The following is a 23,694-nucleotide window of genomic DNA, read 5'->3' on the forward strand; positions in this document are numbered from 1 at the left end:
CAATTAACCTTTATAACGCCAAGAGATATTTGAGAGAGAGGGAGGCCATTGCGGCCTCCCGGGTAGTGCGTGCTTACTGAACGATACGCTTGGCAGCGGTATCCAGCGCTTCGTCAACACCTTGACGACCGGAGGTCACGTTCTTGAGGGCAGTTTCGAAGGAGGACCAGAAACGGCTCATCTCGGGCACGGACGGCATCGGCTCGCCAGCCTGGGCGTTCAGCATGGTGGCCTTGATGTGCGGATCGGATTCCAGAGTCTTCTGGAAGGATTTCAGCGCAACGGCACCCAGCGGCTTGTCGGCGTTGACCGGAGCCAGACCGGCATCGGTCAGCAGGTAGTTTTCCAGGAACTCGATGGCCAGATCCTTGTTCGGGCTGGCGGCGTTGATGGTGGCACCCAGTACGCCAACGAAGGCTTTAGCCGGTTTGCCCTTCAGGGTCGGCAGCGGCGCTACGCCGTACTTGATACCGCTCTTGTCCAGGTTGCTCCAGGCCCAGGGACCGTTGATCATCATGGCCACTTCGCCCTTGTTGAACTTGGCATCCATTACGCCGTAGTCGATACCCTTCTCCAGGTGACCGGATTTGATCATCTCGGAGATGTAGCCTACGCCGATCTTGGCGCCAGCGTTGTTCACGCCGGTGTCTTTCACGTCATAACCGGTAGCGGTTTTCTTGAAGGCGTAGCCACCGTTTGCAGCCACCAGCGGGTAGCTGAAGTAGGGGGTGTCATACGCCCACATGATGGCGCGCTTGCCGTTCTTCTTCAGAGTCTCGTCAATCTTGGCGATCTCTTCGAAGGTCTTCGGCGGCTCAGGCAGCAGATCCTTGTTGTAGATCAGGCTGACTGCTTCCATGGCAACCGGGTAGCCATAGGTTTTACCGTCAACAGTCATGGCATCCCATGCCAGCTGTTCGAATTTGGCTTTGGTGGCAGCGCTCGGCGTTACCGGAACCAGCAGACCGGCCTTGACCCACTCACCGTAACGGTCGTGAGCCCAGAAGAAGATGTCCGGGCCGTTGCCAGTGGCGGCGGCTTGCTGGAATTTCACTTCAACCTGATCCGGGTGAGCAACAGTAACCTTGATGCCGGTTTCTGCTTCAAACTTCTTACCCACTTCAGCCAGACCGTTGTATCCCTTGTCACCGTTGATCCAGATGGTCAGCTGGCCTTCATCGATGGCAGCAGTAGCAGTGCAAGCGACGCCAAGAGTGGCCAGACCGATCAGGGATGACAGCAATTTCTTTTTCATGAGCCTTTCCTTGTAGTAGTTCCGCGCTGTAAGAGCATTGTGTGCGAAGTGAATATTATCCCAAGCGTCATTCGCCTCACATGACGCAACTCGCATTTTTGAAATGCAATTACGTATTTCCTTCCAGAAAGTTTTGAAAACATTTTCTTAAATCGGGGAAATAACCCTGTTTATCGGCTTATTTCAAAACAACAACCGAAATATAATTACCAAACTGAAATATAATTACCTCAATGAAAGGGTTTTCACTTGAATGAAAACCCTTTCAGGTGGTTTATTTTGTTTGATCTGTTAACAAAGCACCGGCCCGGTTTCGCCCAGCCCCTTTCGCCCAATAAAAAAGAGACTCTGCCAAGGCAGAGTCTTTTTTTGCCGGAAATGACGGCTTGATCACATTACGACTGGCGCAGCAGCTGATCCTTGAGGTTGGGCGGTACCCCCTTGATGGTCAGGGTGTCGGTCTGCGGGTCATAAAACACGCGGCTGTTCAACAACTTCTGCTCAAAACTCAGGGTCAGACCGCCGCCGGAACCAACAAACTTGGTCAGCCCGCGCAGGGTAGAACGGTCGGCCGGGAAGCGCTCTTCCAGTTCGTACTCCTGACCAATGAAGCTGTAAAAATCGAGGTCCCCCTCGCCGGCATCTTTTGCGGAGAGTTCCGCCGACAGCTCCTTGATCTCGATCTCTTCACCGGCACTCGCCTGTTCGGTGCAATATTTGAAAACCTGCTTTTTATAGTCATTGCGCTCTGCCGGTTCGAGCTGACGACTCTCGCAATAATCTTCAACCGCCTGCAGCAGCCCTTTATTCTGGATCTTGGCATCCATTCCTTCACGGGCACCCAGCAGATCCATAAAGAAGTCGCCCAGCTTGCGACCAATGCGTCCCTTGCTGAAGGTAATATAACGGCGTGACTCGGGTTGGGTTTTCCACTCGGTCAAATCGATGCGGGCCACCAGATTGAGTTTGCCAATATCGAGATACTGGATATGACGCAACTCCAGCGCTTCGCTGACGGTGACGCTCTCCTTGCCCTCCAGCAGGGCGATCATCAGATAATCGACACCGACATAGTTGTATTTGGCAATCAGCAATACCCCCTGCTCATCGAGGGCGTGCTCCACCAGCTGTTTGACCAGCATCTGGGTCACATTGACCGAGAAGGGCACGAATTCGGTCTGCTCGCCGAGCAGCTGTTCGAGAGCAATGCGAAACGCGGGAGAGGGCTGCTTGGGGGCCTCTTCCCCCTCCGCCAGCTCGGCGACGGCAGGCTCGGGGTCGGCGAAGAAGCCAAAGCCCTTGCCTCCCTTGCCGTTATAGATGCGATGCAGTTCCGCCATCAGCCCCTGTACCGCCTCGTCGGGAGGCAGGGTCTGGCTGCGGGTATCGGCGTGTGGTTGACCATCGCCGCCCTGGCGCAGGGAGTGAAGTATGATCTTGTCGATATCGAGACTCATGTCACAAAGCCATAGTGTTAGCCGAAAGGGTGAAGTATTATAAGGCGCTTTGAACCGAGATGAACTGAAGATTATGCCCATCGTATCAAAGTACAATAACGAGCAGTTTGACGCCCTGATGAACGACCTGATCACCGCCCTGGAGAAGCACAAGGCGCCGGTGGATCTCAGTCTGATGGTGCTCGGCAACCTGACTACCAATATCATCAACGGTATGGCTCCGGCCCAGCGTCAGGCCATCACCGAAAAGTTTGTCCAGGCCCTGACCGCATCGGTCGATAACCGCCACGACACGCACTGAGTCCCCGACTCTGTTGATTTGACGTTTCTCAACGCAGATGGATCACTATGGTCGAAACCGGTAACCCCTATCGTGATAATGTCTCTCGCCTGATCACCTGGGGGCATTGGTTCTCCTTCTTCAACATCATTCTCGCCATGCTGATTGCCACCCGTTATCTGGGCGCCATCAGCTGGCCGTCGACCACCCTTGGCGTGGTCTACCTCGTTGTAAGCTGGATTGGCCACTTCTCGTTCTTAAGTTTCGTCACCTACCTGCTGACGATCTTCCCTTTGAGCTTCGTATTGCCCAAAGAGAAGCCCCTACGCTTCATCTCCACCGTCGTGGCGACGCTGGCGCTTGTGCTGCTGCTCATCGACACCCAGGTATTCCGGCTCTTCAAGTTCCACCTCAATGCCCAGGTGTGGCAGTTGTTGCTGGATCAGGCCCAGACCGAGGAGGGCTCGATCTGGAGCATCATCTTCGTCGCCGTGCCGACCATCTTCCTGCTGCAACTGCTGCTGTCTGCCTATGTCTGGCGCAAGATCAACAAGCGCAAGCGCCGTCAGTACGGCAATCAGGTAGGGCTGGCGCTGCTGGTCTGCTTTATCCTGACCCACGTGGTCAACAGCTGGGCGGATGCCACCCTGTATCAGCCCATCACCATGCAGCGCGCCAACTTCCCGCTCTCCTACCCCATGACGGCCCGCTCCTTCCTGGCCAAACATGGCTGGCTGGATCTGGATCAGTACGAGAAGCAGGCAGCCAGCCAGAGCGATGACAGTGACAGCCGGATCCGCTATCCGTTGCGGCCGCTCAACGTCAATGCGCCCCTCACCCACAGCAACCTGCTGATTGTGGTGGTCGATTCGCTGCGCTTTGACATGCTCAACAACATCAACATGCCCAATCTGCAGCGCTATGCGGATCAGCATCTCAGCTTCCGCAATCACCTGAGCGGCGGCAACGATGACTTGATGGGGATGTTCAGCCTCTTTTATGGCCTGCCCGGTCACTACTACAAAGAGATCAGCAGCGACAAACGCCCGCCGGTGCTGTTTGACGAACTGCTGCGTCAGGATTACCAGTTCGGCCTGTTCGGGGCGATAGAAGATGGTCAGAAGTATCGCAAGAGCATCCTCGCCGGTCTGCGCAAACAGGTGTTTGTCTCCGAGCAGACCAACGACGGCAAGCTGCTGACCGACTGGCTGCAGTGGCTGGAGAAACGCACGCTGGAGCGCCCCTGGTTCTCGCTGGTCTATCTCTCAAGTCCTGGCGACTACCAGCTGCCCGCGACTATGAAGGGTCCTTTCCAGCCGGAGCTGACCAACTTCAATCCGGCCACCGCCTATCGGGCGGAAAACCTGGTGAAGCTGGAGAATCGCTACAAGAACTCGGTCTTCTATACCGACCAGTTGCTGGAAGAGATGCTGACCAAACTGCAGTTGCAGGGCATGGACAGCAATACGGTGGTGGTCATTACCTCCAACCATGGCCAGGAGTTCAACGACACCCAGAGCAACAGCTGGGGCGCTGGCAGCAACTACTCCCTCTATCAGGTACAGGTGCCCATGGTGGTGGCCTGGCCTGGCCGCAGCAGCCAGGTGATCGAGCAGCCGAGCAGCCATTTCGACCTGGCGCCGACCCTGATGCAGGGAATGCTGGGGGTGCGCAACCCGCCGCGTGATTACAGCATTGGTCGCTCGCTGTTCGACTTCAGCCCGCGCAACTGGCTGCTGGCCGGGGATCTGAACGACTTTGCCATCTACCAGAGCGGAACCATCACCCACTTCAACAAACAGGGTGACTTCGAGCTGCTGGATCGCAACAGCTATCAACCCATCAAGCGGGCCACCCCCGACATGGGCGCCATGATCCAGGTAATGAACGAGCTCAACCGCTTCTACCGTCACCCCTGACAGCCATCTCTCTCAAACAAAACGCCCCGGCATTCGGGGGCGTTTTTTTGGAGTGGCGCCAAGCAATTGTTGGTGTGGATTATTGAACCGGCCCGGTCGACCATGCCTGCGGCAATTTGTAGCCGGCAAACCGCTTGGCGGCATATGCCTTGAACTCCGCCGAGTTGTAGGCGGCCGCCACATCCCTGACAAATGGCTTCTCGCTGTCGGCCTGCTTCACAACCACCCAGTTGATAAAGTCGTAGCTGCGTTCAAGAAAGAGCCCCTGGCTAAACGGGATGCCGCTTGAGGCGGCAAAATTGCCGTTGATCACCGCAAAATCCACATCCTCCCGCGAACGGGGCAATTGCGCAGCCTCGAGCAGTACCAGCTTGAGATTGTGCGGGTTGTTCACCACATCAAACTCGCTCGCCTTGAGCGGGTTAATCCCCTTCTTGAGAGTGAGCCAGCCCAGATCCTGCAGCATCAGCAGGGCTCGCGCCTGATTGGTGGGATCGTTGGGGATAGCCACCGTACTCCCCTCTTTCAGCTGATCGAGTGTGGCCAACTTGCCTGAATAGAGCCCCATCGGCCCGGTGGGCACCTGCACAACGGGTGTCAGTGACAAACCGCGGTCTTTGCTAAAGCTCTCGAGATAAGGCTTGTGCTGGAAACAGTTCACATCGAGCGAGCCATCCGCCAGCGCAATGTTGGGGGAAACATAGTCGGTAAATTCCACCAGCCTGACCTTGTACCCTTTGGCCTCCAGCTGCGGCTTGATGGAGTCGGTCACCATGTCGGCAAAATCCCCCACCGTAGTGCCGATCACAATCTCTTGGCGATCCTGCTCACCCGCCCGGGCAGTGCCAGCCAGAGTGCCGCTCAGCAAGAGCAATAGAGAATAAAACCAGAAGGTGCGACGCAACATACAAGACTCCCTGTCACAAGACTCATCAAGGTGATAGCGGACGACTGATTTCAAATTGGAAATCTGGACGTCCAAATGGCTAATGAAGAACAACCTATCAGAGTCGGCCACCAATACCAAGCGACAAAAATGAGAAAGCTGATGAGCCGGACGACGCAGAGATGGGGAATGAAGAGAACGAAGTGCAAACAAACAGCGCCAGTGTGGCAGTGCTCAGCGGGCATCAGTTAACAAAGACAGCTAACCACCTGAGCTAACAACAAAAAGATCAATAGTGAGCGCTGATAAATGCTCTCAATAAAACACACGATCAGCTCCAATGGAATATCTAACATAAAAAAGATCAGATTTCTTTGAGGCCGATCTAACTTATGAAAACAGGTTCTTTTGGCTCTTAATCATCCATGTGTAGATTCCATTCGCACCCAGGAAGGTGCTCTATAAGATGGAGTTTAAAAATAATGAAGCAAACATCGTTAGCACTGGCGATCACAGCACTGCTGTCGGCGCTGCCAGTTGCATCTGTTCAGGCAAATGAAAGTTGTGCCCCCCTGACCGGCAAGGAAGCCGGACTGGATACCGGCCGCAGCAGCAGCGAACGCTGTCTGCCCGGCATCAACCCGCTGCAGGATCAGCAGTGGTATCTGCTCAACAGTGGCCAGGATGCCTTCAGCGCCCGTGGTGGCGTAGCAGGCAACGACCTCAACCTCTGGTGGGCACATCGCACCGGCGTGCTGGGACAGGGGGTCAATGTGGCCGTAGTGGATGATGGCCTGGCTATCGCTCACCCGGATCTGGCGGACAACATCCGTCCGGGCTCAAAAAACGTGGTGACCGGCAGCGATGACCCGACCCCGACGGATGCGGATACGGCGCACGGTACCTCGGTCTCCGGCATTATTGCGGCGGTAGACAACGCCATCGGCACCAAGGGGATCGCCCCGCGGGCCCAGTTGCAGGGGTTCAACCTGCTGGACGACAACAGCCAGCAGTTGCAGAAAGACTGGCTCTACGCCCTTGGCGACAGCGATGCCAGCCGCGATAACCGGGTGTTCAACCAGAGCTATGGCATGAGCCTGGTCGATCCCCGTCCGGCCAACGATCTGGATCAGGCCCAGCTCGACCGTCTGTTCGAACAGCAAACCCTCAAGGCGCAAAGCGCCGCCTATATCAAGGCTGCCGGCAACGGCTTCAACAAGATAGCGGCGGGCGGCTATGTGCTCAATCGCACTGGCAACGGCCCCAAATTGCCGTTTGAGAACAGCAACATCGACCCCTCAAACAGCAACTTCTGGAACCTGGTGGTGAGCGCGCTCAACGCAGATGGCGTCAGATCCTCCTACTCCAGCGTCGGCAGCAACGTCTTCCTGAGCGCCACCGGTGGCGAGTACGGTACCGACTCCCCCGCCATGGTGACCACGGATCTGCCCGGCTGCGATATGGGTTACAACCGCACCGACGATCCCCGCACCAACCGGCTGCACGGCAACCCGCAGCTGGATGCCAGTTGCGACTACAACGGCGTGATGAACGGCACCTCCTCCGCCACCCCCAGCACCTCCGGCGCCATGGCACTGCTGATGTCCGCCTACCCGGATCTGTCAGTACGCGATTTTCGGGATCTGCTGGCGCGCAGCGCTACCCGGGTCGATGCCAAACATCAGCCCGTGATGGTCAGCTACACCAGCAGCACCGGCAAGGTGCGCGACGTGAAAGGGCTGGAAGGGTGGGAGCGCAATGCCGCCGGCATGTGGTTCAGCCCGACTTACGGTTTCGGTCTGATCGACGTCAACAAGGCACTTGAGCTGGCAGCCAATCACCAGCCCCTCCCTCCGCTGGTGCAGCTGCCGTGGCAGAAGATCAATGTCACCGGCAGTGCCGCTGCCATCCCGGATGTGGGCAACAGCCCGACCAGCTCGACGACCCGCATTGCCACACCGTTGACGGTCGAAGCGGTTCAGGTGATGGTGAGCCTGGATCACCAGCGTCTGCCTGATCTTCTGATCGAACTGGTCTCCCCCGCCGGCACTCGCAGCATCCTGCTGAGCCCCTTCAACAGCCTGGTCGGCCAATCTCTCGACCAGCAGCAGCTGGGCTTTGTGCGCACCAAGGGATTGCGTGACATGCGCCTGCTCTCCCACAAGTTCTACGGTGAATCGGCGCAAGGCACATGGCGACTGGAGGTAACCGACGTTGCCAACGGTACCCGTCAGGTCTCTCTGCTCAATCGCAAGACCAAGGAGCGCACCACCCTGACCGAGCGCAACAACCGTCAACCGGGCAAACTGATCTCATGGTCCCTGCGGGTCCTGGGTCACGATGCCAATCGCAGCTAACACGCTAGGAGTATTACCATGAACAAACCTGTTACCTTGCTTCTGGCAACCCTGCTGGCCCCCCTCTCGGGACAGCTCTGCGCCGAGGAGTCCGTCACCATGGATGGCAAGCAGTACAGCACCATAGAGGTGAACGGCCAGACCTACCTCATTCCCGACAATGGCAGCAAGAAGCGGGTCACCCGCAGTCTGGATGACAAAGTGCCGCAGCAAAGCCTGCGCCGCGGCGACGTGTTGATGCAGGGGGCGGCCAGCCCCGAGCTCACCGTCAGCGGTACCCTGCTGGTGGAAGCTGACGATGCCACCGCCAAAGCGCTGGCAACGCGCCACGGCTTGAACTTCAAGCAGAGCAGCGGTGGTATCGCCCTGCTGGAGGCCAAATCGGGCTCCGATCTCAATGCCATCGCCACCAAGCTGCAGAGCGAGGGGGTGAAGGTACAGATCGAGCTGTCGGGGGCCGAGCGGCAACCAAAATAGGTCTCGTCAGCGGGATAACAAAGGGGGCCATCATGGCCCCCTTTCTATTCTGCTTGCCAAGACAGCGGCTTACTTGCGGCCATGCTGCTCCGCCAGATAAAGCCAGGTGTCGACCACGGTATCCGGGTTGAGCGACACCGAATCGATCCCCTGCTCCACCAGCCAGGCGGCGAAGTCCGGGTGATCGGACGGCCCCTGGCCGCAGATCCCCACGTACTTGCCCGCCTTGCGGGCGGCGGTAATGGCCATTGCCAACAGCGCCTTGACCGCCTCGTTGCGCTCGTCGAACAGGTGGGCGATAAGCCCCGAGTCCCTATCCAGTCCAAGCGTGAGCTGGGTCATGTCGTTGGAGCCGATGGAGAAGCCGTCCACGTGCTCGAGGAACTTGTCTGCCAAGAGGGCGTTGCTCGGGATCTCGCACATCATGATCACCTTGAGCCCCCGCTCGCCACGGCGCAGACCGTTTTCGGCAAGGATGGCGATCACCTGCTCCGCCTCGCCTACCGTGCGCACGAAGGGGATCATCACCTCGACGTTGGTCAGCCCCATGACATCGCGCACCCGCTTGATCGCCTCGCATTCAAGGGCAAAACAGGGGCGGAAGCTGTCGGCGATGTAGCGCGACGCACCACGGAAACCGATCATCGGGTTTTCTTCGTGAGGCTCGTAGCCACGACCGCCCACCAAGTTGGCGTACTCGTTGGACTTGAAGTCCGACATCCGCACGATCACCCGCTCCGGCCAGAAGGCGGCGGCCAGGGTGGCGATGCCCTCGGTCAGCTTGGCGACGTAGAACTCACGCGGGCTCTCGTAGCCGGCGATCATCTTGCCAATGGTGGCCTTGAGTTCGGGGCTCTGGCTGTCGAACTCCAGCAGCGCCTTGGGGTGTACCCCGATCATCCGGTTGATGATGAACTCGAGACGGGCCAGCCCGACACCGGCATTGGGCAGCTGGGCAAAATCGAAGGCCCGATCCGGGTTGCCGACGTTCATCATGATCTTGATGGGCAGGCGCGGCATGTTGCCCACCTCGGTCACTGCCACGTCGAAGTCCAGCTCGCCGTCGTAGATGAAACCGGTATCCCCTTCCGCACAGGAGACGGTGATAAGCTGGCCAGCCTCGATGCTATCGGTGGCATTGCCGCAGCCCACCACCGCCGGAATGCCCAGCTCGCGGGCGATAATGGCAGCGTGACAGGTGCGGCCGCCCCGGTTGGTCACGATGGCGGAGGCTCGCTTCATGATGGGCTCCCAGTCAGGGTCGGTCATGTCGGTCACCAGCACGTCACCGGGCTGCACTTCGTCCATCTGGCTGATGGAGGAGATGACCCGCGCCGGGCCCGCGCCAATCTTGTGGCCGATGGCCCGCCCCTCGATCAGCACCTTGCCCGCTTGCTTGAGGGCAAAACGCTCGAGGGTGTTGGCCTCCTGGCGGCTGCGCACGGTTTCCGGGCGCGCCTGCACGATGTAGAGCTTGCCATCCTGCCCATCCTTGGCCCACTCGATGTCCATCGGGCGGCCATAATGCTGCTCGATGATGAGGGCCTGCCTGGCCAGCTCCATCACCTCGGCATCCGTGATGCAGAAGCGGCCGCGCTCGGCTTCATTGGTGTCGATGATCTGCACCTGACGGCCATGGCTGGCATCGCCGGAATAGGTCATCTTGATAAGCTTGGAGCCGAGGGTCTTGCGCACCACCGCCAGGCGTCCAGCCTTGAGGGTCGGTTTGTGCACGTAGAACTCGTCCGGGTTGACCGCACCCTGTACCACCATCTCGCCAAGACCGTGGGCACCGGTGATGAACACCACGTCGTTGAAGCCCGACTCAGTATCCAGGGTGAACATGACGCCGGAGGCGGCAAGATCCGAACGCACCATCCGCTGCACCCCGGCCGACAGGGCGACGCCCTTGTGGTCATAACCCTGATGCACCCGATAGGAGATGGCGCGATCATTGAACAGGGAGGCAAAGACATGCTTGATGGCCACCATGACCGCATCGATGCCGCGCACGTTGAGGAAAGTCTCCTGCTGGCCGGCAAACGAGGCATCCGGCATATCCTCGGCGGTGGCAGAGGATCGCACCGCAAAGGAGGCATCCAAACCTGCACTCAGCCTGGCGTAAGCCTCCCGGATCGCCTGCTCCAGCGCGCTCTGGAACGGGGCTTCGATCACCCAGTCACGGATCTGCTGACCGGCCCGATTGAGGGCGGCAATGTCATCCACATCCAGATTGTCGAGCAGATGGTGGATCTTGCCGTTGAGGCCGCTTGACTCCAGAAACTCGTTAAACGCAAAGGCGGTGGTGGCAAAGCCCCCCGGCACCGATACACCGGCGCCAGAGAGGTTGCTGATCATCTCGCCAAGGGATGCGTTCTTGCCGCCAACTCGTTCTACGTCCTGCATTCCGAGTTGCTCGTACCAGAGTACGTACTGTTGCACTTGCATGTCTCCAGGTTGGTGGGCAAGGTGCCATGGCACCTTTTTTGTGCCCGATTTTTATAGGTGAGTAAGGTGCGTTATTGTCTCTTTCTTCTATTGCCAACGACCATGAAAACGTTTTCTATTTATTGTCAAAAAAATCCCCGAGCAAGATAGGGGATGGTCGAATGACCCGAACATTCTACAATGCCGACACAAAAAGATAACGACTCAGGTTTGCTAGCCACTTCACAACTTGGGCATGGCAGACCGGTTGACAACAGGGGGATGGTTTCGACAGATACTTCCTGGCCAGCCCCTTGGTCGATGTAACAGGAGCTCAACGTGCACACCGTATTTTATGTTTCCGATGGGACCGCCATCACCGCCGAAGTGTTCGGCCACGCGGTACTGAGCCAGTTTCCACTGGCCTTCGAGCAGATCACCATCCCCTTCGTTGAGAGCCGTGAAAAGGCGCGGCAGGTGCGGATGCGAATCGATGAACAGTTTCGCCAGACCGGGGTGCGCCCCATCCTGTTTCACACCATCATCGATCCCCAGGTGCGCGAGGAGGTACTGAAAGCCGAAGCGAGCAGTCACGACTTTCTCAACACCTTCGTCAGCCCGCTGGAGCAAGAGCTGGGGGTGAAGGCCGAGCCCCGCCCCCATCGCACCCACGGCATGGAGAACCGCAAGCTCTATGACGATCGCATCGAGGCGGTAAACTTCGCACTGGCCAACGACGATGGCATCACCACCAAAGAGTACGACGAGGCAGACATCATCCTGATCGGGGTCTCCCGCTGCGGCAAAACCCCCACCAGCCTCTATCTGGCGCTCCAGTTCGGCATTCGCGCCGCCAACTACCCCTTTATCGAACAGGACATGGGTGGGCTGGAACTGCCGACGCCCCTCAAGGCCAACCGTCACAAACTGTTTGGCCTCACCATAGCGCCACAGCGGCTGCACGAGATCCGCAACCAGCGCCGCGCCAATAGCCGCTACGCCTCGCTGGAGCAGTGCGAGCAGGAGTTGGCCAGCGTGGAGCGGCTGTTTCGTCAGGAGGCGATCCGTTTTCTCGATACCAGCTCCCACTCGGTGGAGGAGATCAGCGCCAAAATCCTCGAGGCAACCGGCCTGCGTCGCCAGCTCTGTTAAGCCAGCTTGACAGCAGATAAGCCACGCCAGATGCAAAGAGGGGAGAAGCCATCAAGCTTCTCCCCTCTTTTTCTGGTTATTACCCCATGGCCGCCGGGATGAAAAGCCAACCGGAATTACCTAGCGATTGAGTTCGGGATTGTTCAGCAGACGGGCATAAAAGGGCAGCAGGCCGTGGCGCCTGCGGATCCGCTCGGCCAGCAAACAACCTGCCAGCGCCCCCACCACACCTCCAGCCAGCAGAAGCAACGGCCAGTGGTGCAACAACCCCTCATCACCCAGTACAAACCAGCCCCCCATCATGGCCGTCATCGCGACCAGCAGCAGCGGACTGGCGGCAATCAGCAGCCAGATCGTCACCAGCAATCCGCTGGCAACCCAGCGCTGCAGCAGTGTTACCTCGTCACGGGTATGCCGTAGCTCATCCTGTTGCCTCTCCATCATCAGCCCTCTCCTCCCAGTCAAAAACCAAGAAATAAAAACCACTCAACAAATGTCAACAAAAGACAATTCGATTGCTTGAATTCCAAGCAAAACCTGTCTCGTCACCTGAAAATATAATGAAAAAGCTGGATTTTGACCAAAAAACCACCACTTGGCGCGGAAAACAGGTGCATTTATGGCGAATTATCACTATTCTGCTTCCGTTGCCAGTCCAGATTAAAAATTGAAAATGACATGGCGTAACGAAATAAATACAGATTTCGTCAGGTTTTGGCTACGCATCGCGATGCTGCTCAGGAAGAGCCCAACACCGGCAAGAGACAACAGAGATAGGTAAAGGACAGATCCATGGATTTGAAACAAGACGGTGAAGAGCTGAAACGCGGCCTCAAAAACCGCCACATTCAGTTAATTGCGTTGGGCGGTGCCATCGGTACCGGCCTCTTTCTGGGGATTGCCCAGACCATCAAGATGGCAGGCCCCTCCGTACTACTGGGTTATGCCATCGGCGGCTTTATCGCCTTCCTGATCATGCGCCAGCTCGGTGAAATGGTGGTGGAAGAGCCGGTAGCCGGCTCCTTCAGCCACTTTGCCTACAAATACTGGGGTGAGTTTGCCGGTTTCGCATCCGGCTGGAACTACTGGGTGCTCTACGTGCTGGTGAGCATGGCCGAGCTGACTGCGGTGGGTATCTACGTCCAATACTGGTGGCCCGAGATCCCGACCTGGATGTCGGCAGCCTTCTTCTTCGTGCTGATCAACACCATCAACCTCTCCAACGTCAAAGCGTTTGGCGAGATGGAGTTCTGGTTCGCCATCATCAAGGTGGTCGCCATCATCGGCATGATCGGCTTTGGCGGCTATCTGCTCATCTCCGGTGCCGGCGGCCCCGAGGCGAGCGTCACCAACCTGTGGGCTCAGGGCGGCTTTTTCCCCAACGGCATCAGCGGTCTGGTGATGGCGATGGCGGTGATCATGTTCTCCTTCGGTGGTCTGGAGCTGGTCGGTATTACCGCAGCCGAAGCTGACAACCCCGAGAAGAGCATCCCCAAGGCCACCAATCAGGTGATCTACCGGATCCTGATCTTCTACATCGGCGCCCTGGCCATCCTGATGTCCCTCTACCCCTGGGGTAAAGTGGTCGAAGGCGGCAGCCCGTTCGTGATGATCTTCCACGCACTGGACAGCGATCTGGTCGCCACCGTGCTCAACATCGTGGTGCTGACAGCGGCGCTGTCGGTCTACAACAGCTGCGTCTACTGCAACAGCCGCATGCTGTTCGGTCTGGCCAAACAGGGCAACGGCCCGAAAGTGCTGCTCAAGACCAACAAGAGCGGTGTACCGCTGGTTGCCCTCTCGGTCTCTGCCATCGCTACCCTGCTCTGCGTGCTGATCAACTACCTGATGCCGGGCAAGGCCTTCGGTCTGCTGATGGCGCTGGTGGTCTCCGCGCTGGTGATCAACTGGGCGATGATCAGCCTCGCGCATCTGAAGTTCCGCAAGGCCAAGGTCGCGGAAGGTGTCCAGCCCAAGTTCAAGGCGTTCTGGTATCCCTTCGGCAACTACCTCTGCCTCGCGTTCATGGCCGGTATTCTGGTGATCATGTATATGACCCCCGATTTCCGCATCTCGGTCGAACTGATCCCGGCCTGGCTGGTCGTGCTGGGCATCGGCTTCATCATCAAGCGCAAGGGACAGGCCCAGACCAAGGCAGCCGTCAATCTGGGTTGATAACCTGGCTTCTCAATAGCAAAAACGCCGATCAGATGATCGGCGTTTTTTTATGCAAGCGAATCGCTCACTGTTCGCCAGCCGGAGCCTTGGCGGATAACGGCTCTGTACGGGTAGGGCTGTTGACGCAGCACTCCTCCTGAAAAAAGGCGATGATCTCTTCCAGTACCGCATATTGGGAGACGCAAAGCAGGGTGCGGCTCTCGCGGTTCTGCTTCACCAGCCCGACCGAGACCAGTGCCGCAATATGATGGCTGAGGGTTGATCCCGGGATCTCCAGCTGCTTTTGCAGCTCACCCACCGGCAGCCCCTGCTCCCCCGCCTTGACCAGATGTTTGAAGATAAACAGACGGGTTGGATGACCCAGCTCCTTCAACGCCTTGGCAACCTCTTCCAGCTCCATTCTCATTCCCCTGCGACGCTATGACATTTCGATAATACCAGAAATATCTTGACCACCACATCATTTCGAATATTTTAGAAATATAGTTTTCACCAAGCGAGTATGATGATGAACCACTGGTTACCGATGCTGACTGATGCATCCCATATGTTTTTATTCCTGGCTTTTGAGCTTTCCATCCTGTTTCTGGTCATCAGTGCAGGGGTCAGCTTGCTACGGCAAAAGATCCCCGATGAGAAGATCCAGCGCCTGCTGGGGGCACGTAAAGGCAGAGGCTACTTGCTCTCTGCGTTGCTCGGTGCCGTCACCCCTTTTTGCAGTTGCTCCACCATCCCCATGCTGAGAGGATTGCTCTCCGCCAAAGCCGGTTTTGGCCCGACCATCACCTTTCTTTTCATCTCCCCGCTCTTGAATCCCATCATCGTCGGCTTGATGTGGGCCACATTCGGCTGGAAAGTGACACTGCTCTACGCAGTGATTGCCGCCAGCGTCTCCATGCTGGCCAGCCTGCTGTTCGACAAAATGGGGTTCGAACGGCATGTCATTGATGCCAAAGAGGCCATCTCCGGTAGTTGCACCACCGGTTGCAAACCCGGCACCAAGAGATCCTCTCCGGCGCAAACCGCCTGCTGCATAACCAACGCAAGTCCCATCAAGGCCATGCGGCCGATGGCAAGCGCCGCCTGCTGTAGTACCTCAGCCCTGAGTGCAGAGGTCCCCCCCCTCTCGTGCTGCCCGGATATAGCTACGACCCCGGTTGCTACAGAAATGCTGCCTGCCCAGTTGCGCAAGGCAGGTGCCGATGCCTGGCAGCAGTTTCGCGATGTAATGCCTTTCCTGCTGCTTGGCGTACTCATCGGCTCTTTCATCTATGGCTTTATTCCAGCAGAGTGGATCGCCGCCCATGCCAGCGCCGACAACCCGCTGGCCATCCCCTTCAGCGCCATCGTCGGGATCCCGCTCTATATTCGTGCCGAGGCAGTGATCCCGCTGGCGTCGGTACTGCTGGGCAAAGGGATGGGAATGGGCGCCGTGATGGCCCTTATCATCGGCAGCGCCGGCGCCAGCCTGACCGAAGTGATCTTGCTCAGATCGATGTTCAAAGCCCCTATGATAGTGGCCTTCCTGACCGTGATCCTCGGCATGGCTGTCCTGATGGGCTACCTCACGCAGTTGCTGTTCTAACAACCCTCCCCCCAGATATGAAAAACGCCGATCGGATGATCGGCGTCTTATTTATTACGGACAAAAATCCGTGGCTCACCGTTACAGATGCTGCTGGATGATGGGGTACAACTCCTCAACTTTACGGGCAATATGATCGGGTTTGTGCTCCCACAGCTCCGGGGTTGAGTGGCTATAGGCGACAGCAACAGAGATCACCCGGGCGGTGCCGCCAAGCTCGGCTTGCAGATTGCGGGCAAACTGCACATCCGCCTCATGATCGCCGATATAGAGCAGTGATGCGCTGCGTACCGTGCCCAAAATGGACTCCAGGCATTTGATGCCGCCCAAGGGGTGCGGTTTTTGCTGCTGCGCGGGGAGATCATCGTAACCTACCACAGCCTTGAACTGTCCGTTTACGCCATGCTGCTCCAGCACCCGGCGGATATTTTTTTGGGAGTTTTGCGAACAGATCCCGTGGGGAATGGCTGAGAAATGGCCTATCACCGCCTCCAGCCCGGCAAAGAAATGCACGTCTGTTTGGTTCATCTCCTGATGCTTTGCCCAGAGCGAACCGGCCAGCAGCATCTCGGCCTGTGACATGCCGTAGTAGTCGACATAGAGGGCCTGCCAATTTTTGGCAGCATGGTTGGCATAGTGATAGTCGGCTTCACTGCGCAAATAGCGGGGTAGATTGTCGCCGGTCAGATGAGGCGCCACCTCGGCCAGAATATTTTTAGTGATGTCGATATTCTTGGGCACCGAATTGACCAGGGTGCCATCGTAATCCCACAAAATTGCGTCCAACTTCATTCTCTTGCCCTTTTACTGCGTTACATCACGTGATGCCATGTTACTTGGCCAAAGCGTTCATACCAAACAGTGGCGCCAATAGCAGAGAGGCCAGTGCTGCTGCAGTAGCACAATTTTTTAATGTGTAAAGACACAATAATAAGGCTCTCTGTCATACTCAGATGAAGCATTCCGTTACTCAACACCGGAGCCTGATCATGGCCAGCAGCGCGCTTCACACCATAGATACCGAAGTAGAGTTGACCGACAACATCCAGCTGGTATCGACCACGGACCTCAAAGGGGACATCACCTACGCCAACCCGGCGTTTTGCCAGGTGGCAGGGTACCGCCTCGAAGAGATGATCGGCCAGCACCACAATCTGGTCCGCCACCCGGACATGCCCAAAGCGGCATTTGCCGATCTCTGGGCCCATCTGCAAGCTGGGAAACCATGGCGCGGGCTGGTCAAGAATCGCTGCAAGGATGGCCGCTACTACTGGGTTGACGCCTATGTCACCCCTATCTATGAGGGGGGTAAGATCTCGGGTTACCAGTCGGTACGCTGTCGCCCCGCCCAGGAGCACAAGGCTCGGGCCGATAAAATGTACAAGGTGCTCAGAGCCCGAGAAAGCGGCTCAGCCATCCGCTTTGGCCAGAACCTGCTGACGCCGACCATGTTCAGCATTCCGCTGCTGCTGGTTTGCGCCGCCATGGCTCTCTGGCTACTCCCCCCCATCCAGGCCTTGCTGATCATCGCTCCCCTGCTGGCCGTGCTCTGGCTAAACCGCCACCCGCTCTTTTTGACACCAAGATACCTGCAGCGGCTCGAGCAGGATTACGACAGCATCAGCCGCCTCATCTTCTCGGGGGATGCCCCCCACAGCATCGCCGATTTCCATATCAAACTCGGGCAAGCGAGGATCCGTACCGTGCTCGGCCGGGTTGACGATGCAACGGGCTCGCTCAACAGCATGGCCAACGATCTGCAAGGTTCAGCCTCGCTGGCCAGTAAGGATATCTCCTCGCAGGATACCCAGATCCAGCAGATAGCCACGGCCGTGACCCAGATGGCCTCAGCGGCAGAGGAGATCAATCGCAATATTCAGGACAGCAACCAGCAGATTGAAGAGGCTCGCCATCACTGCACCACCACCAACAAGCAGCTCTGCGAGGCAGGAGAGGAGATCGCGACACTGGCAACCCAGGCTGAGCAGGCATTCCAGTCAGCCGTCGAGCTGGCCAGCGAATCGGAGCGGATCGGCAGCATCATGACTGAAATTCGCGGCATTGCGGATCAGACCAACCTGCTGGCACTCAATGCTTCCATTGAAGCGGCACGAGCGGGCGAACAGGGGCGCGGTTTTGCCGTGGTCGCCGATGAGGTGCGCAACCTCTCTACCCGTACCCACAAGGCGACAGAGCAGATCCAGAGCAGCATCGGCCATATCCAGCACACGCTGGGGGGATGGAAAGAGATGATGCACCTCAATGTGACTCGCACCAACGCCTGTCTTGCCACTACCCGGGCGAGTACCGGCAACCTGAATCAGGTCGTGGTCGAGATCGACAAGGTCTCGGATTTTTCCAACCAGATTTCCGCCGCGGCCACCCAACAGCAAGCGGTCATCGAAGAGATCAGCCGCAATATCAACCTGATCTCCTCGCTCTCCCACGACAACAGCCTCAAGATCGACAAGGTGAGCGAGACCAGCGCCAGCCTGCTGAACAAGGCAAGCCAGCTCAAAGATTTGAGTCGCACTTTCGGCTAGCGGCCAGCCCTCCCATAGCAAACAGGGCCACCCGTTTGGGTGGCCCTGTTGTTTATTGGTTTACTCCGGGCACGCCCTTATTTGGCGTAATCCTCGGTCGGAATGCAGGCGCAGAACAGGTTTCGATCACCATACACATCGTCGATACGGTTGACCGACGGCCACAGCTTGCTGGCGCGCACTGCGTCCGACGGGAACACCGCCTCGGCACGGCTGTAGCCACGGGGCCACTCTGCATCCATCACGTCATCCTGGGTGTGCGGCGCATGGACCAGCGGGTTGTCGGCGAGGCTCCACTGCCCCTCCTGCACCTTGGCAATCTCGGCGCGGATGGACGTCATCGCCTCGACGAAGCGATCCAGCTCGCGCTTGGATTCCGACTCGGTCGGCTCGACCATCAGGGTGCCCGCTACCGGGAAGCTCATGGTCGGTGCGTGGAAGCCGTAGTCCATCAGCCGCTTGGCCACGTCCATCTCGCTGATGCCGGAGGCCTCCTTGAGCGGGCGGATATCCAAAATGCACTCGTGGGCCACCCGACCGTTGCGGCCAGAATAGAGCACCGGGAAGGATTCACCCAGCTTCTTGGCCAGATAGTTGGCGTTTAGGATGGCCACCTGAGTGGATTTCTTCAGCCCCTCGTCACCCAGCATGGCGATATACATCCAGCTGATGGGCAGGATGCTGGCCGAGCCGAACGGTGCCGCCGACACTGCGCCGTTGTCACGGCTCTCCTTGTCAGTCTTGACCACGGCGTGACCGGCCACGAACGGTGCCAGATGTTTCTTCACGCCAATGGGGCCCATGCCCGGGCCGCCACCGCCATGAGGAATGGCGAAGGTCTTGTGCAGGTTGAGGTGAGAGACGTCCGCCCCGATAAAGCCCGGCGCCGTCAACCCGACTTGCGCGTTCATGTTGGCGCCGTCGAGGTAGACCTGACCACCGTGCTGGTGAACGATGTCGCACACCTCCTTGATGGTCTCCTCATACACCCCATGGGTGGAGGGGTAGGTCACCATCAAACAGGAGAGTTGATCCCCCGCCTCGGCCGCCTTGGCGTGCAGATCGTCCAGATCCACGTTGCCCGACTTGTCACAGGCGGTGACGATCACCTTGAGCCCCGCCATCTGGGCAGAGGCCGGGTTGGTACCATGGGCAGAAGCCGGAATGAGGCAGATGTCACGATGCCCCTCGCCGCGGGATTCGTGGTACTTCTTGATGGCCAAGAGACCAGCGTACTCACCCTGCGCCCCGGAGTTGGGCTGCATGCAGACCGCATCGTAACCGGTCACCTTCACCAGCCAGTTTTCGAGGTCGGCCAGCAACAGCTGATAGCCCTTGGCCTGCGCCAGCGGAGCGAACGGGTGCAACTTGCCAAACTCGGGCCAGGTCACCGGGATCATCTCGGCGGTAGCATTGAGCTTCATGGTGCAGGAGCCCAAGGAGATCATGGCGTAGTTGAGCGCCAGATCCTTGGCTTCGAGACGGTGGATATAACGCAGCATCTCGGTTTCGGAGTGGTACTTGTTGAACACCTCGTGGGTCAGCACGGCGTCAGTGCGCAGCAGATCCTGCGGGATGGCGTGATGGGCCTGGGCCGCCTTGTCGAGAGCCTCGATATCAAGCCCGTGACCTTGACCGAGGAAGAGCTCAAACAGCTCGGCCACATCAGCGCGGGTGGTGGTTTCAGAGAGGGACACCCCTACCGCGCCATCCAGATCGGCGCGCAGGTTGATGCCCAGCCCCTCGGCTTTGGCAATCAGCGCCGCCTTGTCAGCAGTTTGCACGGTCAGGGTATCGAACCAGCTGGCGTGCTTGAGGGCCACGCCCTTGGCCTTGAGGCCGAGCGCCAGAATGGTGGTCAGACGGTGCACGCGAGAAGCGATGGTTTTCAGCCCCACCGGGCCGTGGTAGACGGCGTAGAAGCTCGCCATGTTGGCCAGCAGCACCTGAGCGGTACAGATGTTGGAGTTGGCCTTCTCGCGGCGGATATGCTGCTCGCGGGTCTGCATCGCCATGCGCAGCGCGGCCTTGCCGCGGGCATCCTTGGAAACGCCGATAATACGGCCCGGCATGGAGCGCTTGTAGGCATCGCGGGTGGCGAAGAAGGCGGCGTGGGGGCCACCGTAGCCCATGGGCACGCCAAAGCGCTGGGCGGAGCCCAACACCACGTCGGCACCCAGCTCACCCGGGGATTTGAGCAGCAGCAGGGAGAGCAAGTCGGCGCTGACGCAGGCCAGCCCTTTCTGGGCCTGTACGGCGGCAATCAGGGCGCGCAGATCTTTCACCTCACCTGTGGTGGTGGGGTACTGGAACAGGGCACCAAACACCTCTTCGCTCACTGCATCGCTCGCGGCGCCGACCGCCACGTCGAAACCGAAGTGAACCGCGCGCTCCTTGACCACATCGATCACCTGCGGGTGCACATCATCGGCCACGAAGAAGAGGTTGGATTTGGACTTGGCCATCCGCTTGGCCAACGCCATCGCCTCGGCGGCGGCGGTCGCTTCATCCAGCAGGGAGGCACTCGCCAGATCCATGCCGGTGAGATCCAGCGTCAGCTGCTGGAAGTTGAGCAGGGCTTCGAGACGGCCCTGCGCCAGCTCGGGCTGGTAGGGGGTGTAGGCGGTATACCAGCCCGGGTTTTCCAGCACGTTGCGCAAAATGACGTGGGGCACATGGGTATCGTGATAACCCATGCCGATATAGCTCTTGGCAATCTTGTTCTGGGCGGCATAGCCCCTGAGCTTGGCCAGCGCCTCCACTTCGGTCATGCCGGCACCGATGCCGAGCGGGCCCGGCAGGCGAATGGCGGCGGGCACGGTCTGGGCAATCAGATCGTCCAGACTCTCGGCCCCGACGGTCGCCAGCAGCTGGCGCAGCTCTTCCTCGCCCGGGCCGATATGGCGGCGGACAAAATCGTGTTTTTGTTCGAGTTCAAACAGTGACTGGGTCATTTCCCTGATTCCTGATAAATAGGTCCTGCTAATAAATCCTGTATAGACAGTGCTGATAGCCGGCACGTGCCAACTTCACTCATGTTCGCTATGCCGCTGTCAGAGCAGAGCGGCACCGGATGCTCGCGGGCATCCCGGGGGTCACCCTGTAAACAGACCTCAAGCCGTGCCTGAGGGTCGAATATGGGCCACTTCACCCGCCTGCAGACCCGAGGCCTGCAGCCATACAAATGGGCCCCGCACTCGCAGGGCCCAAGGGCATTACTCTTCGTCTACCACGTTCTGGTAGCCTTCGGCATCCAGCAGGTTGGCCAGCTCGCCTGCGTCGTCCAGCTTGATGCGATAGAGCCAGCCCGCGCCGTAGGGGTCGGAGTTGACCAGCTCGGGGCTCCCTTCCAGCTCTTCGTTGACGGCAATGATCTCGCCGCTCACCGGGCTGTAGATGTCGGAGGCAGCCTTGACCGACTCGGCCACGGCGCAGTCATCACCGGCGCTCACCTGCTTGCCTACTTCCGGCAGCTCGACAAACACCATGTCACCCAGCAGCTCCTGGGCGTGCTCGGTGATGCCGACCACGGCCTCACCGTTGCCTTCGACACGGATCCACTCGTGGGAAGTGGCATATTTCAGTTCGCTCGGGATATGGCTCATCTCTGTTTCCTTTGATCTTTGAGTCGGGTTGAAACGCTCATTGCTAAATCGGGCAGGCGGACGCCTGCCCACCTGCAAATGTAAGAGGGTTATGCCAGCTTCTGGCCGTTGCGGACGAAAGCAGGCTTGGTGACATTCACGGTGACCAGCTTTTTGCGGATCTCTACCTCGGCCTGCTCGCCGATATCGCGGGGCACCCGCGCCAGCGCGATGCTGTAGCCGAGGGTGGGCGAGAAGGAGCCGGAGGTGATCACACCTTCCCGCTTCTCACCGTTTGCCGCAGTGAAGGTGACCGGCATGCCGGCACGCAGCACCCCTTTCTCCTCCATCACCAGGCCCACCAGCTTGGGCTGGTTGCCCGCCGCTTTCTGGGCTTCCAGCGCAGCGCGGCCGATAAAGTTGCGATCGCTCGGCTCCCAGGCGATGGTCCAGGCCATGTTGGCGGCCAGCGGAGAGATTGACTCGTCCATATCCTGACCATAGAGGTTCATGCCCGCTTCGAGGCGCAGGGTATCGCGGGCACCGAGACCACAGGGGGCGACGCCGTTATCCAACAGTGCCTGCCACAGCTCGCAGGCTTTCTCTTGCGGCACCACGATTTCATAACCATCCTCGCCGGTGTAACCGGTGGTGGCGATAAAGAGATCGCCAGCCTGCACGCCGAAGAAGGGTTTCATCCCCACCACGGCGGTGCGCTGGGCGGCGCTCAGCACGGTCGCTACCTTGAGCTTGGCGTTGGGCCCCTGCACCGCGATCATTGCAAGCTCGGGACGCTCGGTCACAGTGACATCGAAATCGATGGCGTGATGGCGGATCCAGGCCAGGTCCTTCTCGCGGGTGGCCGAGTTGACTACCAGTCGGTAGAAGGTATCGGTCAGGTAATAGGTGATGAGGTCATCGATGACCCCGCCTTCCGGGTTGAGCATGCCGCTGTAGAGGGCCTTGCCGGAGACGGTGAGTTTGGCCACGTCGTTGGCCAGCAGGTGTTGCAGAAAGGCTTTGACCCGTTCGCCGGTCAAATCGACGATGGTCATGTGGGAGACATCGAACATGCCGGCATCGCTGCGCACCGCATGGTGCTCTTCCAGCTGGGAGCCGTAGTTGATGGGCATCTCCCAACCGTGGAAGTCCACCATCTTGGCGCCGGCTTCCAGGTGTTTGGGATGCAGTACTGTAGTCTGGATCATCGCATTCTTTCCTTAGCAAAAAGCCTTTTCGCTTCAGCGACAGCCCTTGCGATCCGCATCTTCACCCCGGCAGCGCTGCGCCGCAGCGGGAACACTATCGGATCACAGGGTGTGGCTCGCTCCTGCCCTTGCCAGGCAAGAGGGATTCCTTGAACGGAGCGGATTATATGACAAGCCGTCGAGCGTGCCGCTCAAAAAAAACTAATCCCGTCCCCGTAAACTGACTCAAGACACTAAGATAAATGGCGCGATAAAAACAGCCTCAAGCGGCCATAGCCGAGATTAAATTTTGATTTTTACCGTTTCGTCACAATTTGCAGAAAAACGTTTCGCCACACACCAAAATTAAAGGCTGATGCCCAAAATGGGGCATCAGCCTTGTCGGA

The 23,694-nt window shown here is 58.4% G+C and carries 18 protein-coding genes; 8 read left to right on the plus strand and 10 right to left on the minus strand.

All coding sequences use genetic code 11. From position 1 onward, the window contains the following. Positions 1-73 precede the first annotated feature (73 nt). Entirely contained in the window at positions 74-1,255 is a 1,182-nt protein-coding gene (gene malE, locus BS300_RS06045) for a maltose/maltodextrin ABC transporter substrate-binding protein MalE (RefSeq protein ID WP_033116010.1), read from the minus strand. 395 nt (positions 1,256-1,650) lie between these two features. Beyond that, complete coding sequence (yejK, locus tag BS300_RS06050; protein WP_071911476.1) at positions 1,651-2,712, minus strand: nucleoid-associated protein YejK; 1,062 nt, start codon at positions 2,710-2,712, stop codon at positions 1,651-1,653. A 73-nt stretch (positions 2,713-2,785) separates the two neighbouring features. Between yejK and BS300_RS06055 the strand changes: the two genes are divergently transcribed. Continuing rightward, positions 2,786-3,013 carry a YejL family protein gene (locus BS300_RS06055; RefSeq protein WP_005344699.1) on the plus strand — a complete coding sequence of 76 codons (228 nt, stop codon included), beginning with the start codon at positions 2,786-2,788 and terminating at the stop codon, positions 3,011-3,013. Positions 3,014-3,060: 47 nt separating this feature from the next. Continuing rightward, on the plus strand, positions 3,061-4,911 hold the full coding sequence (locus BS300_RS06060) for a DUF3413 domain-containing protein (protein ID WP_071911478.1): 1,851 nt from the start codon (positions 3,061-3,063) through the stop codon (positions 4,909-4,911). A 79-nt stretch (positions 4,912-4,990) separates the two neighbouring features. On the opposite strand, the gene BS300_RS06065 is transcribed toward BS300_RS06060, so the two are convergent. Next, complete coding sequence (locus tag BS300_RS06065) at positions 4,991-5,818, minus strand: MetQ/NlpA family ABC transporter substrate-binding protein (RefSeq protein ID WP_071911480.1); 828 nt, start codon at positions 5,816-5,818, stop codon at positions 4,991-4,993. A gap of 461 nt (positions 5,819-6,279) precedes the next feature. Between BS300_RS06065 and BS300_RS06070 the strand changes: the two genes are divergently transcribed. Next, a complete protein-coding gene (locus tag BS300_RS06070; protein ID WP_071911481.1) occupies positions 6,280-8,154 on the plus strand; it encodes a S8 family serine peptidase in 1,875 nt (624 codons plus the stop codon). A gap of 18 nt (positions 8,155-8,172) precedes the next feature. Continuing rightward, positions 8,173-8,631, plus strand: a complete 459-nt coding sequence (locus BS300_RS06075) for a hypothetical protein (protein ID WP_071911483.1) — start codon at positions 8,173-8,175, stop codon at positions 8,629-8,631. A gap of 69 nt (positions 8,632-8,700) precedes the next feature. Here BS300_RS06075 and ppsA read toward each other — a convergent pair whose 3' ends face one another. Then, complete coding sequence (gene ppsA, locus BS300_RS06080; RefSeq protein WP_071911485.1) at positions 8,701-11,079, minus strand: phosphoenolpyruvate synthase; 2,379 nt, start codon at positions 11,077-11,079, stop codon at positions 8,701-8,703. A gap of 318 nt (positions 11,080-11,397) precedes the next feature. On the opposite strand from ppsA, the gene BS300_RS06085 reads away from it, so the two are divergent. Continuing rightward, positions 11,398-12,210 carry a pyruvate, water dikinase regulatory protein gene (locus BS300_RS06085; protein WP_033116017.1) on the plus strand — a complete coding sequence of 271 codons (813 nt, stop codon included), beginning with the start codon at positions 11,398-11,400 and terminating at the stop codon, positions 12,208-12,210. Between the two features lie 120 nt (positions 12,211-12,330). Here BS300_RS06085 and BS300_RS06090 read toward each other — a convergent pair whose 3' ends face one another. Beyond that, positions 12,331-12,654 carry a hypothetical protein gene (locus BS300_RS06090; RefSeq protein WP_082044047.1) on the minus strand — a complete coding sequence of 108 codons (324 nt, stop codon included), beginning with the start codon at positions 12,652-12,654 and terminating at the stop codon, positions 12,331-12,333. Positions 12,655-13,002: 348 nt separating this feature from the next. Between BS300_RS06090 and BS300_RS06095 the strand changes: the two genes are divergently transcribed. Beyond that, positions 13,003-14,385, plus strand: coding sequence for an amino acid permease (locus BS300_RS06095; RefSeq protein ID WP_041209349.1), 1,383 nt, complete (start codon positions 13,003-13,005; stop codon positions 14,383-14,385). Between the two features lie 67 nt (positions 14,386-14,452). On the opposite strand, the gene BS300_RS06100 is transcribed toward BS300_RS06095, so the two are convergent. After that, positions 14,453-14,788, minus strand: a complete 336-nt coding sequence (locus BS300_RS06100; protein WP_043849830.1) for a metalloregulator ArsR/SmtB family transcription factor — start codon at positions 14,786-14,788, stop codon at positions 14,453-14,455. Between the two features lie 108 nt (positions 14,789-14,896). Between BS300_RS06100 and BS300_RS06105 the strand changes: the two genes are divergently transcribed. Beyond that, positions 14,897-15,973, plus strand: a complete 1,077-nt coding sequence (locus BS300_RS06105; protein WP_071911487.1) for a permease — start codon at positions 14,897-14,899, stop codon at positions 15,971-15,973. Positions 15,974-16,054: 81 nt separating this feature from the next. Here the strand turns inward: BS300_RS06105 and BS300_RS06110 are convergent, their stop codons facing one another. Further along, positions 16,055-16,765, minus strand: a complete 711-nt coding sequence (locus tag BS300_RS06110) for an HAD family hydrolase (RefSeq protein ID WP_071911489.1) — start codon at positions 16,763-16,765, stop codon at positions 16,055-16,057. 197 nt (positions 16,766-16,962) lie between these two features. On the opposite strand from BS300_RS06110, the gene BS300_RS06115 reads away from it, so the two are divergent. Further along, positions 16,963-18,516, plus strand: coding sequence for a PAS domain-containing methyl-accepting chemotaxis protein (locus tag BS300_RS06115; protein WP_071911491.1), 1,554 nt, complete (start codon positions 16,963-16,965; stop codon positions 18,514-18,516). A 77-nt stretch (positions 18,517-18,593) separates the two neighbouring features. Here the strand turns inward: BS300_RS06115 and gcvP are convergent, their stop codons facing one another. From gcvP to gcvT, 3 genes are all read right to left on the minus strand, one after another. Beyond that, positions 18,594-21,470 (minus strand): aminomethyl-transferring glycine dehydrogenase, encoded by a 2,877-nt coding sequence (gene gcvP / locus BS300_RS06120; protein ID WP_071911493.1) that lies wholly within the window; start codon positions 21,468-21,470, stop codon positions 18,594-18,596. A 261-nt stretch (positions 21,471-21,731) separates the two neighbouring features. Then, entirely contained in the window at positions 21,732-22,121 is a 390-nt protein-coding gene (gcvH, locus tag BS300_RS06125; protein WP_033116021.1) for a glycine cleavage system protein GcvH, read from the minus strand. An 89-nt stretch (positions 22,122-22,210) separates the two neighbouring features. Then, a complete protein-coding gene (gene gcvT / locus BS300_RS06130) occupies positions 22,211-23,308 on the minus strand; it encodes a glycine cleavage system aminomethyltransferase GcvT (RefSeq protein WP_071911495.1) in 1,098 nt (365 codons plus the stop codon). Positions 23,309-23,694: the final 386 nt, after the last annotated feature.

The sequence above is a fragment of the Aeromonas sp. SCS5 genome, assembly GCF_001887375.1.
Classification (GTDB): domain Bacteria; phylum Pseudomonadota; class Gammaproteobacteria; order Enterobacterales; family Aeromonadaceae; genus Aeromonas; species Aeromonas jandaei.

Coding starts and splice junctions, on each gene's coding strand:
- BS300_RS06110 (WP_071911489.1), bottom strand. CDS start 16,765: ATGAAGTTGGACGCAATTTTGTGGGATTACGATGGCACCCTGGTCAAT.
- BS300_RS06100 (WP_043849830.1), bottom strand. CDS start 14,788: ATGGAGCTGGAAGAGGTTGCCAAGGCGTTGAAGGAGCTGGGTCATCCA.
- BS300_RS06055 (WP_005344699.1), top strand. CDS start 2,786: ATGCCCATCGTATCAAAGTACAATAACGAGCAGTTTGACGCCCTGATG.
- gcvP (WP_071911493.1), bottom strand. CDS start 21,470: ATGACCCAGTCACTGTTTGAACTCGAACAAAAACACGATTTTGTCCGC.
- gcvT (WP_071911495.1), bottom strand. CDS start 23,308: ATGATCCAGACTACAGTACTGCATCCCAAACACCTGGAAGCCGGCGCC.
- gcvH (WP_033116021.1), bottom strand. CDS start 22,121: ATGAGCCATATCCCGAGCGAACTGAAATATGCCACTTCCCACGAGTGG.
- BS300_RS06095 (WP_041209349.1), top strand. CDS start 13,003: ATGGATTTGAAACAAGACGGTGAAGAGCTGAAACGCGGCCTCAAAAAC.
- yejK (WP_071911476.1), bottom strand. CDS start 2,712: ATGAGTCTCGATATCGACAAGATCATACTTCACTCCCTGCGCCAGGGC.
- BS300_RS06070 (WP_071911481.1), top strand. CDS start 6,280: ATGAAGCAAACATCGTTAGCACTGGCGATCACAGCACTGCTGTCGGCG.
- BS300_RS06060 (WP_071911478.1), top strand. CDS start 3,061: ATGGTCGAAACCGGTAACCCCTATCGTGATAATGTCTCTCGCCTGATC.
- ppsA (WP_071911485.1), bottom strand. CDS start 11,079: ATGCAAGTGCAACAGTACGTACTCTGGTACGAGCAACTCGGAATGCAG.
- BS300_RS06065 (WP_071911480.1), bottom strand. CDS start 5,818: ATGTTGCGTCGCACCTTCTGGTTTTATTCTCTATTGCTCTTGCTGAGC.
- BS300_RS06105 (WP_071911487.1), top strand. CDS start 14,897: ATGAACCACTGGTTACCGATGCTGACTGATGCATCCCATATGTTTTTA.
- BS300_RS06115 (WP_071911491.1), top strand. CDS start 16,963: ATGGCCAGCAGCGCGCTTCACACCATAGATACCGAAGTAGAGTTGACC.
- malE (WP_033116010.1), bottom strand. CDS start 1,255: ATGAAAAAGAAATTGCTGTCATCCCTGATCGGTCTGGCCACTCTTGGC.
- BS300_RS06090 (WP_082044047.1), bottom strand. CDS start 12,654: ATGATGGAGAGGCAACAGGATGAGCTACGGCATACCCGTGACGAGGTA.
- BS300_RS06075 (WP_071911483.1), top strand. CDS start 8,173: ATGAACAAACCTGTTACCTTGCTTCTGGCAACCCTGCTGGCCCCCCTC.